This window comes from Arthrobacter sp. FW306-07-I (assembly GCF_021800405.1).
In the GTDB taxonomy this organism is placed as follows: Bacteria; Actinomycetota; Actinomycetes; order Actinomycetales; family Micrococcaceae; genus Arthrobacter.
In genome coordinates this window covers 1,530,572-1,543,213 of the sequence record NZ_CP084550.1, presented here as the reverse complement: position 1 = coordinate 1,543,213, position 12,642 = coordinate 1,530,572, and the positions used below count along the sequence as shown (strand labels likewise).

General features: G+C 67.7%; 13 protein-coding genes. 6 read left to right on the top strand and 7 right to left on the bottom strand.

Annotated elements, in window-relative coordinates; all coding sequences use genetic code 11:
- Positions 1 to 77 precede the first annotated feature (77 nt).
- On the top strand, positions 78 to 863 hold the full coding sequence (locus tag LFT46_RS07045; protein WP_442863691.1) for an alpha/beta hydrolase: 786 nt from the start codon (positions 78 to 80) through the stop codon (positions 861 to 863).
- Positions 864 to 874: 11 nt separating this feature from the next.
- Complete coding sequence (locus LFT46_RS07040; protein ID WP_236821691.1) at positions 875 to 1,699, top strand: lysophospholipid acyltransferase family protein; 825 nt, start codon at positions 875 to 877, stop codon at positions 1,697 to 1,699.
- Positions 1,700 to 1,776: 77 nt separating this feature from the next.
- Here the strand turns inward: LFT46_RS07040 and LFT46_RS07035 are convergent, their stop codons facing one another.
- The 3 genes from LFT46_RS07035 to LFT46_RS07025 form a co-directional block, all read right to left on the bottom strand.
- Positions 1,777 to 2,829: a GNAT family N-acetyltransferase gene (locus LFT46_RS07035; protein ID WP_236821690.1), complete on the bottom strand. Its 1,053-nt coding sequence runs from the start codon at positions 2,827 to 2,829 to the stop codon at positions 1,777 to 1,779.
- A 2-nt stretch (positions 2,830 to 2,831) separates the two neighbouring features.
- Positions 2,832 to 4,217, bottom strand: coding sequence for a glycine--tRNA ligase (locus LFT46_RS07030; protein WP_236821689.1), 1,386 nt, complete (start codon positions 4,215 to 4,217; stop codon positions 2,832 to 2,834).
- Between the two features lie 131 nt (positions 4,218 to 4,348).
- The gene (locus LFT46_RS07025) at positions 4,349 to 5,338 is read right to left on the bottom strand and encodes a DMT family transporter (RefSeq protein WP_236821688.1); all 990 of its coding nucleotides are present in this window, start codon (positions 5,336 to 5,338) and stop codon (positions 4,349 to 4,351) included.
- A 32-nt stretch (positions 5,339 to 5,370) separates the two neighbouring features.
- On the opposite strand from LFT46_RS07025, the gene LFT46_RS07020 reads away from it, so the two are divergent.
- A complete protein-coding gene (locus tag LFT46_RS07020) occupies positions 5,371 to 5,604 on the top strand; it encodes an RNA-binding S4 domain-containing protein (RefSeq protein WP_236821687.1) in 234 nt (77 codons plus the stop codon).
- A 34-nt stretch (positions 5,605 to 5,638) separates the two neighbouring features.
- Here LFT46_RS07020 and LFT46_RS07015 read toward each other — a convergent pair whose 3' ends face one another.
- Positions 5,639 to 6,289 (bottom strand): alpha/beta hydrolase, encoded by a 651-nt coding sequence (locus LFT46_RS07015; protein WP_236821686.1) that lies wholly within the window; start codon positions 6,287 to 6,289, stop codon positions 5,639 to 5,641.
- A 78-nt stretch (positions 6,290 to 6,367) separates the two neighbouring features.
- On the opposite strand from LFT46_RS07015, the gene LFT46_RS07010 reads away from it, so the two are divergent.
- Together LFT46_RS07010 and LFT46_RS07005 are read left to right on the top strand one after the other, a co-directional pair.
- On the top strand, positions 6,368 to 7,237 hold the full coding sequence (locus LFT46_RS07010; RefSeq protein WP_236821685.1) for an SGNH/GDSL hydrolase family protein: 870 nt from the start codon (positions 6,368 to 6,370) through the stop codon (positions 7,235 to 7,237).
- Between the two features lie 48 nt (positions 7,238 to 7,285).
- Complete coding sequence (locus LFT46_RS07005; RefSeq protein ID WP_236801841.1) at positions 7,286 to 7,876, top strand: hypothetical protein; 591 nt, start codon at positions 7,286 to 7,288, stop codon at positions 7,874 to 7,876.
- A gap of 95 nt (positions 7,877 to 7,971) precedes the next feature.
- On the opposite strand, the gene LFT46_RS07000 is transcribed toward LFT46_RS07005, so the two are convergent.
- A complete protein-coding gene (locus LFT46_RS07000; RefSeq protein WP_236821684.1) occupies positions 7,972 to 9,456 on the bottom strand; it encodes a CoA-acylating methylmalonate-semialdehyde dehydrogenase in 1,485 nt (494 codons plus the stop codon).
- Positions 9,457 to 9,507: 51 nt separating this feature from the next.
- A complete protein-coding gene (gene mmsB / locus LFT46_RS06995) occupies positions 9,508 to 10,425 on the bottom strand; it encodes a 3-hydroxyisobutyrate dehydrogenase (RefSeq protein WP_236821683.1) in 918 nt (305 codons plus the stop codon).
- A 111-nt stretch (positions 10,426 to 10,536) separates the two neighbouring features.
- On the opposite strand from mmsB, the gene LFT46_RS06990 reads away from it, so the two are divergent.
- Positions 10,537 to 11,469 carry a LysR family transcriptional regulator gene (locus LFT46_RS06990; RefSeq protein ID WP_236822004.1) on the top strand — a complete coding sequence of 311 codons (933 nt, stop codon included), beginning with the start codon at positions 10,537 to 10,539 and terminating at the stop codon, positions 11,467 to 11,469.
- Positions 11,470 to 11,500: 31 nt separating this feature from the next.
- Here the strand turns inward: LFT46_RS06990 and LFT46_RS06985 are convergent, their stop codons facing one another.
- Positions 11,501 to 12,637 (bottom strand): zinc-dependent alcohol dehydrogenase family protein, encoded by a 1,137-nt coding sequence (locus LFT46_RS06985; protein WP_236821682.1) that lies wholly within the window; start codon positions 12,635 to 12,637, stop codon positions 11,501 to 11,503.
- Positions 12,638 to 12,642: the final 5 nt, after the last annotated feature.

Sequence of the window (12,642 nt, the reverse complement as noted above, 5' to 3'; positions counted from 1 at the left end):
TACAACCTCATGGTTGAACTCTACGTGCGGCGCCATAGGGTTGATAAATGGACCATCGGGATGGGGAGGAACCAGGCATGGACAACCATGGCAGGGGTGGGGCCGGTATTCGTGGCGCAGCGGACAACGGCGGGGCCGTGGAGGGTGGACAGGTGCCGGTGGTTCCGGCCCACCAGCCCGTGCTCAGCGTCCTGGAGGCGTCCGGTGGCACCAAGGGCGTGGTCCTGGTCCTTCACGGTGGCAAGGCCCACAGCCGGGAGCCGGTGGAGGCCCGGCACCTGAGCCCGGCACGCATGGTGCCCTTCGCCCGGCACCTGCACCGCGCGGGCCGGAAACACGGGCTGGCCGTCTGGTCCCTGCGCAACAGTGTCCGCGGCTGGAACGGGCCGGACATGTCCCCCTTGCAGGACGCGCGGTGGGCGCTCCGGCAGATCGCGGAACGCCACCCCGATGTTCCAGTGTTCCTGCTGGGCCACTCCATGGGCGGCCTGACCGCCATCTGCGCCGCAGACCACCCGCAGGTGGAGGCCGTGGTGGCACTGGCCCCCTGGCTGGACCCGCAAACCCCTGCGGACAGGGTCACGGGCCGGAAAGTCCTGATTATCCACGGGACCACGGACCATATGACCAGCCCCAGGCAGTCCCTTGCCTTCGCCCGGCGCGCTGCCCCCGACGCAGCCAGCATGCAGTACGTGTCCCTTAGGGGCGTGGGGCACTTCATGCTTCGCAAGGTCCGCATCTGGCATACCCTCGCCACCGGTTTCCTCATCAAGTCCTTTGCCGAGAGCACAGGGGCGGCGGTCCAGCCGGCCCGGGCCTTCACCCAGCTGCTGCCGGACTCGTCCGTCCAGGTCACCCTCTAGGCCGCCCGGCCATGCCCTGGCGTCCTCCATCCAACGACCGCTTCTACCGGCTGATCGTCCGCACCGGGTTGTTCCTCCGCTGGGCCCTGCAACTGGACATCCGCGCAGAGGGCCTGGAGCACCTCCCGGCGGCACCACCCCCGGCCGGCCCGACCCGGCAGGTGACCCCCGGCGGAGGCGCGGTGTTCGCAGTCACGCACTTCAGCTACCTGGACTTCGCCGTCCTTGAGCTGCTCCTGTGGCACCGCAGCCGTGCCCAGCTGCGGTTCCTGGTCCACCAGGGCGCCGCGGACCATTGGCTGGCCGGCCCCGCCATCAGCGCCTCCGGCCAGGTGGTGGTGGGATACACCGATCGCTCCGATGCCTACGGCACCGCCGTGGCCAAGCTGCGCGCCGGCGAGTACCTGGCCGTGTTCCCCGAAGCGGGCGTGAGCCGCAGCTTCACGGTCCGCGAGTGCCAGACCGGGGCTGTACGCATGGCGGCGGAGGCGGGCGTCCCGGTCATCCCGGTGGCTGTCTGGGGCGCACACCGGATCCTGACCCGCGGCCATGGCTTCTCCCTGCGGCGCAGCTGGCGCGCTCCCATCCAGGTCCGGGTTGGCGGGCCGATAGTGTATCCGCCGGACGTTGACGCGGACACTGCCACGAAGAGGCTGCGCACCACGCTCCAGGCGGGGATTGACCGCTGCATCGCCGGCTTCCCCCTTCAGCCCGGACCAGGGGCGTGGTGGATGCCCGCACACCTGGGCGGCAGCGCCCCCACCGACGCCGAGCGGCAACTGCTGGACGCGGCTGACGCAGCCGCGGGCCGCCGTCGTGCTCCCCGCACAAAGTAGCCGGCTTAAACGGCAATGCCACGCGCCGTCCCAGGGACGGCGCGTGGCACGGCGGTGATGATGTGGACCGGCAGTCGCTAGTCCGAAACCACCAGGGTTTCGGCGCCCGCCAGCCGGGCTTTGCCGCTCTCCAGGAGGGGCTCGACGGCGGCGCGCAGGGCAGTCATGGAATCGTCCAGTTCCAGCATGACCGGGTGCTGGTAGGCGATCAGGGCAAGGATGTCGCGGACGGCTTCGGCGGCATCGTCAGCGGCGAGGGATGGCTCGTGCCCCACGAACACGTCCGTGGGGGTGTCGGCACCCGTTGCCTCTGCGCCCGAGCTGTCCAGATGGGCCGGCGCGGCATCCGGGTCCGCGGGCGCGGCGTAGCTGACCGCGAATGCGCGGATGCGGCCCTTTTTGCTGGGCGCCACTCCCTGGCCGAACGCGGATTCCGGCTGGGCCCGCAGGACGATGGCTCCGTGGGCTCCGGTGAGCTCGTCCAGGAACAGCCTCTGCACCTGGCCGACGGACAGGACGCCCGGGGAGTCCCAGCCGTGGATGGAGGTGTAGTACCGGCCCACCACGTCCGTCAGCTCCACCGAGCCGGTGGCCAGGTCCATCACAATGTCGGAGCCGGCGTTTTCACCGTCAATGGGGCGGCCGCCGTGGTCCTTGTCCGGGAAGACGGGCAGCTTCAGGGCTCCGGGTTCCACGATGACCAGCCGGGAGCGCTGGATCGGCGCCAGCCCGGATTCTTCAGCGAACGCGGCACCTGCGCTGCCGGGTTCCACCTTGGCACGGAGCCTGCTGACGCCCGACGGCGCGTTCCCGGCTTCGCGCCGCAACATGGTCAGGAGGCTGGCCCCAATGCCCGCCCGGCGGTGGTCCTTTGCCACTTCGATGTACGTCCACAGGCGCTCGGGGTGCAGCGAGGCTTCATAGACGACGCCGGCGGCCACGGGAATGCCCACGCCGTCAACGACATCTTCCGCCACGATGCAGCGGCGCCAGGGCATGCCGTCCCTGCCGTTGGAGGACACTGCGAGCGCGCCACGGAACTGGCGGGCCTGGGCGGTGTCCGGGTCACCCCAGATTTCCAGGAGCGCCAGGTCGTCGCCGTCGCGCCATTCACGGTATTCGATGGCCATGCTCAGGCGCCGACCAGCCGTGCCGCCAGGTAGCCCTCCACCTTGTCCAGGGAGACGCGTTCCTGGCTCATGGTGTCCCGCTCGCGGATGGTGACGGCCTGGTCCTCGAGGGTGTCGAAGTCCACCGTGATGCAGAACGGGGTGCCGATCTCGTCCTGGCGGCGGTAGCGGCGGCCGATGGCACCGGCATCATCGAAGTCAATGTTCCAGTTCTTCCGCAGCTGGGCACCCAGGGCCTTGGCCTTCGGGGACAGGTCCTCGTTGCGGCTCAGCGGCAGCACGGCGGCCTTGACCGGGGCCAGGCGCGGGTCCAGCTTCAGCACGGTGCGGACGTCCACGCCGCCCTTGGCGTTGGGGGCCTCGTCCTCGGTGTAGGCGTCCACCAGGAACGCCATGAAGGAACGGGTCAGGCCGGCCGCAGGCTCGATCACGTACGGGGTGTAGCGCTCATTGGTGGCCTGGTTGAAGTAGCTCAGGTCCGTGCCGGAGGCCTTGGCGTGGGTGGAGAGGTCGAAGTCGGTGCGGTTGGCGATGCCTTCCAGCTCGCCCCATTCCGAGCCCTGGAAGCCGAAGCGGTACTCGATGTCCGTGGTGCCCTTGGAGTAGTGGCTCAGCTTCTCCTTGGGGTGCTCGTAGAAGCGCAGGTTCTCCTCGCGGATGCCCAGGCCGGTGTACCAGGCCATGCGCTCGTTCATCCAGTACTTGTGCCACTCTTCGTCCGTGCCGGGCTCCACGAAGAATTCCATCTCCATCTGCTCGAACTCGCGGGTGCGGAAGATGAAGTTGCCGGGCGTGATCTCGTTGCGGAAGGACTTGCCGATCTGGCCGATGCCGAACGGCGGCTTCTTCCGGGACGTGGTGAGGACGTTGTTGAAGTTCACGAAGATGCCCTGCGCGGTCTCGGGGCGCAGGTAGTGCAGGCCTTCCTCATTGGCCACCGGGCCCAGGTAGGTCTTGAGCAGGCCGGAGAACTCCTGCGGTTCGGTCCACTGGCCGCGGGTGCCGCAGTTGGCGCAGGCGATGTCCTTCAGGCCGTTCTCCGCCGGGCGGCCCTTCTTTTCCTCGTATTCTTCCTCGAGGTGGTCCGCACGGTAGCGCTTGTGGCAGGAGAGGCACTCCACCAGCGGGTCGGAGAAGACCTCCACGTGTCCGGAGGCTTCCCAGACCTGGCGGGGCAGGATCACGGAGGAGTCCAGGCCCACCACGTCCTCGCGGCCGCGGACCATGGACTGCCACCACTGGCGCTTGATGTTTTCCTTCAGCTCGGCGCCGAGGGGGCCGTAGTCCCAGGCAGACCGCGAGCCTCCGTAGATCTCACCGGCCTGGAACACGAAGCCCCTCCGCTTGGAGAGGGAAATGACCTGGTCGAGGACGGATTTTGCTGCCATGGGATAACTCCAATTTTCTACAGGGCCGCTGGGTGCGGTCCGCGGGTTGTTCGGGCCCCGGCCCCTGCGTGCCTGGGCACAGCGGGCGATGCGTCGGGGCGGATGAAGGAAGACGGTGGAAAGCTCGTGTCCTAGCGTACCGGCCGCTGCCTGCGCAGCGCGCCCCGCGGCCAGGGCAGGGTTGCCAGGATGATCGCGGCGAGGGTCAACAGGGTCCCCAGGACGGTGGCGGGAGCCACGATGGTGCCCGGCGCGGGGAGCACCAGGTCCAGGCCCAGCGAGCCGAGCAACTGGCCGGCGATCATGCCCAGGCCCGTGACCAGCACGCCCAGGCTGCGGACCAGGAGGGCCCCCAGGCCGATGAAGACGCAGCCCATTGGGCCGCCCAGGTAGTACCACCACTCCCCCGGCAGGGGGTTGGCGGGACCGGCCACGGCCAGCTTCACCGCGAACGCTGCCCACAGCACGATGCAGCCGGCCACGAAGTTGACCAACGTGGCCGCGATGGGCGTCCCGTAGTGGACCGTGGCGGTGCCGTTCATGGCCTGCTGGAAACTCATGAGGAAGCCCGCCGCCACCGGCAGGAGGAGGGGAAGGAGCAGTCCGGCCGCGCCGTCCCCGGGGCCCCCGCTGCTGAACCGCGGGGACACCGCCCACGCAACGGCGGCGATGGTCAGGATGCAGCCGATGATGCGGATGCCCGTCACGGATTTCTTTCCGGCCGGGCCGATTCCCAGCCGGTCCACCAGCAGGCCGCTTACGGTCTGCCCGGTGACGGTGGCGACGGTGAAGAGCGCTACTCCAAGGATGCCGACGGTGAAGGACTGGGCAAAGACAAACAGCGCGCCGATGGCGCCTGCCACCACGTAGATCCGGGGGAAGGCCCGGTTCCGGACAGCCGGGAGGATGTTTGCCAGCCCGGCCCGTCCGCGCGGCAACACCAGGGAAATGATGATCATGACCAGCAGGCCTGTGCTGAAACTCACGGCCGCGGCTGCGATTCCATCGTTGAGCCGCGTACCCAACGCCCCGTTGATCCGGCCTTGGACGGGGATGGCAAGGCCGGATCCCACGGCCAGGGGCAGGCCTGCGAGTACCGGCAGGCGCGAAGGGGAGGTCATTGAATCCACCTTAGTTCAGGCATTATTGCTGTATGAGCAACCCCATTGACGACGTCCCCATCCGCGACAGCATGATCCGGCTGGGTCAGCTGCTAAAGCTCGCCAACCTCGTGGAGGACGGCGTGGAGGCGGCGGAGCTCATCAAGAACGGGCTGGTCAAGGTCAACGGCGAGATCGACGACCGCCGCGGCCGGCAGCTGCACAACGGGGATACCGTCACGGTGAACGGCCAGACCGTCCGCGTGGTGGCACCCCAGGCGGACTAACCCCGCACCGGCTGGCCCGCCGCCGTCGTACGTCCTACTTGTTCAGCACCTCATGCGTGAGGAACTCCCCCACGTGCCCGATCTCCTGCTGGTTAATGCCGTGCCACATGCCGGTGTAGAGCACCTTGGTGAGCTTGACGTGCTTGCGGACCCAGCCCATGGTGAACTCAATCTTGTCCTGGGTGATCACCGGATCCTGCTGGTCCCGGCCCCAGAACATGGGCACGGTGCCGTCCAGCTCGTCGTCTTTGAACGTGGGGTCGCCGGCCGCGTCCACCACAAAGCCTGAGAGTCCGACGACGGCGGCAAAGTCCGTGGGCCGCTGGCGCAGGAGCGTGGTGGCCATGGCCATGCCCATGGAGAAGCCCAGGAGAGTCACCGAAGGGTGGCCGGGCCTGATGGCGTCGATCCAGTCCAGCACGTAGGCCGAGGCCTTCTTGACCCGCTCCAGCGAGTACTCGATGGACGCGGTAAGCGGGAACCAGGTAAAGCCGGGGCCCATGGCGATGGGCGCCCGTATGGACGCGACGGCGAAATCCCTTGGCAGCATGTCGGCAAGGCTGAGCAGGTCCTGCTCATTGGCACCGTAGCCGTGGAGCAGGACCAGTAGCGGTTTACCGGCGCGCTGGTCTTCCGGGTGGGACCACAGGACAACGGGGGCAGGAAATACTTCGGCGTCAGTCATGGTTTCCATTCATACCAGTTACCCGGAAGTAACAACCTACGTTCGCGTAGGCAGCGAAGCGGAAGGCAGGATAGGACCGTGACTGACGCAAGTGCCCTCCAGACCCCGTCCGCCCACCCCGGTTCCCACCCCTGGACCCGGTACGTGGCGATGGGAGACTCCTTCACCGAAGGCATCGGCGACCCCGAACCCTCAAGCCCCGGCGGCCACCGCGGCTGGGCCGACAGGGTGGCGGAAGAGCTGGGCCGAACCCAGCCGGACTTCGCCTATGCCAACCTTGCCGTGCGCGGCCGGCTGCTCCAACAGATCGTGGACCAGCAGCTTGCCCCGGCCCTGGAACTGAAGCCGGACCTGGTCACCCTGTCCGCCGGCGGCAACGACCTGATCCGTCCCGGCGGCGATCCCGACGCGCTGGCCGAGAAGCTCGATTCCGTGGTCCAGATCCTGTCCATGGGCGGAGCCACCGTGGTCCTGTTCAACGGGCCGGATACGGGCTCCTCGGTGCTCAGCCGGATCCGCAGCAAGGTGGCCATCTACAACGAGAACCTGCGCACGGTTGCCGCGCGCCACGATGCCGTCATCGCTGACATGTGGTCGCTGCGGCAGCTGAGCGACCCGCAGATGTGGGACCAGGACCGTCTGCACTTCTCCCCGCTGGGACACCACACCATTGCGGCCATGGTGCTGGATGCGCTCAACGTGGAGCACTCCCTGGAACCGCTGCAGCCCAAGCCGCTGCCGCCGCGCACCTGGCGCGAGGCAAGGAGCGGGGACCTCGTGTGGGCGCGTGAATACTTCGTCCCATGGGTGCTGCGCCGATTGCGCCACCAGTCGTCCGGGGACGGCATCACGGCAAAACGGCCGACGCCGGGTCCCGTCTTCGGCCCGGGCGTTCCGTTGGGATCCGGCGAAGGCCCCCTTGGTACCTCCGAGCCCAGCCGCCGCTAGGGCTGCCGGGGTTACGCTGGAAGGACACCACACGAGAGGCGCGGCACCGTGAGCAGCTTGTTTTTCTGGATCATCATCCTGTCCTTCGTGGTCCCCATGGCCATGCGGGCGTACCGGCGCTCCATGGCGCGGCGGGACCGGGACCAGGGCTTGCCCGGTCCGTTTTCGGGGCCCGGGCAGTTTCCGGGGCCGAACCAGTTCCCCGGTTCGGACCAGTACCCAGGTTATGGCCAGTTCCCCGGTTCGGCCGGGCCGCAGAACCGCCAGCCCCGCGACGGCTACACCCAGCAGGACTACTTTTCCGGCGGCTTCCGCCAGCCAAGCCAGCCGCCGCAGCCCTATGGCGGGCAGCAACTGCCGCCGTACCAGCACGGACAGGCGCCCATGCCGGACCCCCGGTTCGGTGGTGCGCCACAGGAATTCGGGCAGGAACCGCCGCTCCAGCAGCCGGGGTACCAGCAGCCCCAGCTTGGCCGGCCAGGCCCCGGGCAGCCCTCCGGGCCTGCCACTCCCCCACCGCCCTCGGCACCGCAGGGGTTCCGCGCACGCAAGCTCGCCGAACTGGACCAGCAATACAGCAACGGCGAACTGTCCATGGAGGAGTACATGAAGCGCCGCGGCGACATCATGAACGGCTGACTCTGGTAAGCAGGCAGGTCGGGGACCGGTTTCCGGTCCCCGACCTGCTCTTTATCAATCTCATTTGGCGTAACCCGCCGGTTCAATCCACCGAACTAGTCCACCTGGGGGAAGCCCAGGTCGATCACCGAGGTTGATGGGTCGGGCCAACGCGTGGTCACCACTTTGCCCCGGGTGTAGAAGCGGATGCTGTCCGGCCCGTACATGTGGGTGTCGCCGAACAGGGAGTTCTTCCAGCCGCCGAACGAGAAGGTGCCCACCGGAACCGGGATGGGCACGTTAACGCCCACCATGCCCGCTTCGGCGTCGAACTCGAACTGCCTCGCTGCGCCGCCGTCGCGGGTGAAGATGGCAGTGCCGTTGCCGAACTGGTTCTCGTTGACCAGCCGGACTGCGTCGTTGTAGGTATCCACGCGGACCACGGACAGGACGGGGCCGAAGATTTCGTCGTCGTACACCTTCATGCCGGGCTTGACGTGGTCCACCAGGCTGACGCCGATGAAGAACCCGCCGGAGTCGAACTGCTGCGAGCGCCCATCCACCACCACGGTTGCGCCTTCACCTTCCGCTCCCGCAACGTACGAGGCCACGCGCTCCCGGTGCTCCGCGGTGATCAAGGGACCCATCTGCGAGGCCGGATCGGTGCCGTCACCAATCTTGAGGTCCGCCATGCGGCTTGAGATCGCCTTCACCAGGTCGTCAGCGATGTTCCCCACGGCCACCAGGACGCTGACAGCCATGCAGCGCTCGCCGGCGGAACCGTACGCGGCGGAAACCGCTGCATCGGCAGCCATGTCCAGGTCGGCGTCGGGAAGCACCACCATGTGGTTCTTTGCACCGCCCAGGGCCTGCACCCGCTTGCCGTGCTCAGCTGCCCGCTTGTAGATGGACTGGGCCACCGGGGTGGACCCGACGAAACTCACGGCCTTAACGTCAGGGTGCTCCAGCAGGACGTCCACGGCTTCCTTGTCCCCCTGGACCACGTTCAGGACGCCGGCCGGCAACCCTGCTTCGGCGAACGCTTCGGCGATGAAGACTGCAGCCGACGGGTCCTTTTCGCTCGGCTTCAGCAGGACGGTGTTGCCGCAGGCCAGGGCGCTGCCGATCATCCACAGCGGCACCATGGCCGGAAAGTTGAACGGGGTGATGCAGGCCACGACCCCCACCGGCTGGCGGATGGAATGGACGTCGATGCCGCTGGAGACCTGCTCCGACCGCTCGCCTTTCAGCATGTGCGACAGGCCGGTGGCGAAATCGATGTTCTCCAAGCCGCGGGCGATTTCCCCTTCCGCGTCGGAGAGGACCTTGCCGTGCTCGCTGGTCAGAATCGCGGCGAGTTCGGATTTGCGCTGGTTCAGGATTTCGCGGACCTTGAAGAAGATGGTGGTGCGCTTGGCAAGGCTGGTTGCCCGCCATGCAGGCAGCGCGGCGCGGGCTGCCGCGATGGCTTCCTCTGTCCGGGCCGTGGAGGCAAGTGCCACCTGCTTTTCCTGTTGGCCGGTGGCGGGGTTGAAGACCGGACCGAAGCGGTCGGCATCGGTGACGCGGGCGCCGTTGATGTAGTGCGGGATGGTTTCCAAAAGAGTCTCTTTTCCTGCGGTGCTTGCCGGGTGGTTGGTTGGACGGCGTGGTTAGTTGGACGGCGCCCGGTCAGCGGCCTCGAGCGAGCCGTCCACGAGCTTGATGATCATGGAGCAGTCCTTGCCCGCGTCCCCGGCGTCGACGAGCCGCTGGAACAACTGCTGGACGTGCTTGCCGATCTCCAGGGGTGTGCCGGTGTCTTCGGCGGCGCTGATCGCCAGGCCGATGTCCTTGTTCGCGAGCTCGGTGGTGAAGGTAGGTGCGAAGTCGTTGTTGGAGGCCGCTGTGGGAACCACACCGGGCACGGGGTACCAGGTCCGGAGCGCCCATGAGTCTCCCGAGGAAACCGAGGCGATGTCCCAAAAGACCTGCTTGTCCAGGCCCAGCCGGTCTGCGAGCACCGCGCCCTCAGCGGTGGAGGCAAGGTTGATGAAAAGCATCAGGTTGTTGCAGATCTTGGCTGCCTGCCCCGTGGTGGGGCCGCCCGTGGGGATGATGTTGCCGGACATGGGGCCGATGTAGCCGGCAGCGTCCTTGACGGCGCCTTCTTCCCCGCCCACCATGAACGTCAGAGTTCCAGCCTCGGCCCCGCTCATTCCGCCGGACACCGGCGCGTCCACGAACCGGAAACCGGCGGCAGCAGCGGCGTCGTGCAGTTCCTGGGCAGAGGCGATGTCGATGGTGGAGGAGTCGATGAGCAGCGTGCGCGTATCCGCGTGCGCCAGCACCCCGTCCGCGCCGAGATACACCGCGCGGGCGTGCTCGCCCTTGGGGAGCATGGTGAACACGGCGTCCGCGCCATCCACGGCTTCGGCGATGCTGCCGGCCCGCTTGACGCCGCCCGCTGCAGCCGCATCCAGGGCTGCGGGGTTGAGGTCAAAGCCGCGGACGTCATGCCCCGCCTTCACCAGGTTCACCGACATGTGGCCGCCCATGTTGCCCAGGCCAATCCAACCGATAACTGCCATGCGTAAGCTCCTTTGCTTTCATTCCGGCGCTTCTGCCGGCATGCCTGTGTCAACCATCACACCGTGTTAGGGTGCAATCAAGGGGAAAAATCACAGACACTCTGTGCATTGATGCACATCAACGGAAGGTCCAACGTGGACGCCAGACGGCTGCCGAGCCCCGACGACCTGCTTATCCTTTTGACGGTTGCACGCCTGGGCCGTTTCAATGCCGTGGCCGAGAGCCTGGGGACCACCCACACCACGATTTCGCGCCGGATCCTCGCGCTGGACAAGCAGCTGGGCGGCCGCACGCTGGAGCGCAGCCCGCACGGCTGGGAACTGACGCAGCTCGGTGCGGCCGCGGTGGACGCGGCGGAGGCGATCGAGAGTACACTCGGCTCCCTGTCGGGCCTGATCAGCCAGGACAATAGCGCCCTTGCGGGCCTGGTCCGCGTGGCCACCACCGACGCAGTGGGAGCGGTGTTCGTCACTCCATCGCTGGTGCGGCTCCAGCAGCAGAACCCGCAACTGAACATCGAAATGCTGAGCGCCACCCGGAAAGTCAGCCAGAACCGGTCAGGGGTGGACCTGGAGATCGTGGTGGGCCGGGCCGACGTCAGCACCGCACAGACCATTTTCCTGAGCAACTACTACCTGCGCCTCTACGCCAGCGCCGACTATGCAGGCCGGCACGGCCTCCCGGAAACGCTCGACGACGTGCGGCAGCACGCGTTTGTCTCGTACGTCGAGTCTGCGCTCCAGGTGGCGGAACTGGGCCCCCGCTGGTCATCGCAGCTGCCGATGCCCCGGACAAGCTTTCAGGCCACCAGCATATTCGCACAGGTGGAGGCCGTTCGGCAGGGCGCCGGCATCGGGCTGCTGCCCAACTTCATGGTGGCGGACCGGGAAGATTTTGTTCCAGTCCTGCCTGCGGATTTCGAACGCCAGCTCCCTATCTGGGCCGTGGCCCGCCCGGAGTCGCTTCGGTCGGCCCGGGTGCAGGCGGTGATCGCGGCCCTGAAGGAGGAGCTGAAGGAGCGGGCCGGACTGCTGGCAGGCTGAGGCTGGCCCAGCCGTAGGAGCAGACGACGGGTCAGGCCTGGAAGAGCCGCCGCACCACCTTCCCGGCGGCAAGCGCATCCAGCCCCTCGTTGATCTCGTTCAGTGGCCGCGTGTCGGTGTGCAGCAGCTCAACCGGCAGCTTGCCCTCCCGCCAGTAAGCCAGGTACCTCGGGATGTCGCGGGCGGGAACGGCATCACCCATATAGGAGCCCAGCAGGCGCTTGCCGGCGCCGGCGAACTGGAGGGCCGGAACGGTCAACTCGGCGGACGGGTGCGGCAGGCCCACCGAGACCACTGCCCCGCCCCGGGTCACCCGTTCCAGGCAGGACGCGATCACGCCTGCCGAGCCCACCGCCTCGACGGCAACATCCACTCCGTCGCCGGACGCTTCCTGAATGAGGCGCCCCGCGTCGTCCGGCGTACCCACCGCGGTGGCACCGGCGTCACGGGCCAGCTGGTGTTTGCCCTGGTTCGGATCAATGGCAATCACGCTGGCAGCTCCGGCCAGGCGTGCCGCCATTACCGCGGAGAGCCCCACCGCCCCCAGGCCGAAAACTGCCACGGACTGGCCGGGACTGACCTCGGCGGTGTTGAACACCGCGCCCATTCCGGTGAGCACGGCGCAACCAAACATCGCGGCGACCGTGTCCGGGACGTCGTCGTCAATCACCACCACCGATTCCCGCGCAACCACTGCGTAGTCCGCGAACGCCGAGACGCCCAGGTGATGGTTGATGCGCTTCCCTTCCGGCGTCCGCAACAGGGCAGGCCCGTGCAGCAGGTCTCCTGAGCCGTTGACCTCCGCTGCCCGGTGGCAAAGCGCGGGCCGGCCGGCCAGGCAGGCCCGGCAGTGGCCACAGCTGGGCACGAACACCAGCACCACGTGGTCGCCCACGGAGATGTCTCCTACGCCCTGGCCCACGGACACCACGCGCCCCACCGCCTCGTGGCCTAGGGCCATGGGGAGTGGCCGGACCCGTGAGCCGTCCACCACCGAGAGGTCCGAATGGCAGAGGCTCGAATAGGTGATGGCAACACCAAGCTCACCGGTGCGGGGCTCCGGCTGCTCGAGTTCCTCCACGACCAGTGGCCGGGCGTCGGCGAAGCTGCTTTTACCAGAGGCGTTTCCAGTGGCGGGGACGGTGGCGTACAGGACGGCGGCTTTCATGGGCC

Bases quoted from the DNA above. Each gene is read 5' to 3' on its own strand.
- LFT46_RS07045 (WP_442863691.1), top strand. From the start codon at position 78: ATGGACAACCATGGCAGGGGTGGGGCCGGTATTCGTGGCGCAGCGGAC.
- LFT46_RS07040 (WP_236821691.1), top strand. From the start codon at position 875: ATGCCCTGGCGTCCTCCATCCAACGACCGCTTCTACCGGCTGATCGTC.
- LFT46_RS07035 (WP_236821690.1), bottom strand. From the start codon at position 2,829: ATGGCCATCGAATACCGTGAATGGCGCGACGGCGACGACCTGGCGCTC.
- LFT46_RS07030 (WP_236821689.1), bottom strand. From the start codon at position 4,217: ATGGCAGCAAAATCCGTCCTCGACCAGGTCATTTCCCTCTCCAAGCGG.
- LFT46_RS07025 (WP_236821688.1), bottom strand. From the start codon at position 5,338: ATGACCTCCCCTTCGCGCCTGCCGGTACTCGCAGGCCTGCCCCTGGCC.
- LFT46_RS07020 (WP_236821687.1), top strand. From the start codon at position 5,371: ATGAGCAACCCCATTGACGACGTCCCCATCCGCGACAGCATGATCCGG.
- LFT46_RS07015 (WP_236821686.1), bottom strand. From the start codon at position 6,289: ATGACTGACGCCGAAGTATTTCCTGCCCCCGTTGTCCTGTGGTCCCAC.
- mmsB (WP_236821683.1), bottom strand. From the start codon at position 10,425: ATGGCAGTTATCGGTTGGATTGGCCTGGGCAACATGGGCGGCCACATG.
- LFT46_RS06990 (WP_236822004.1), top strand. From the start codon at position 10,537: ATGCACATCAACGGAAGGTCCAACGTGGACGCCAGACGGCTGCCGAGC.
- LFT46_RS06985 (WP_236821682.1), bottom strand. From the start codon at position 12,637: ATGAAAGCCGCCGTCCTGTACGCCACCGTCCCCGCCACTGGAAACGCC.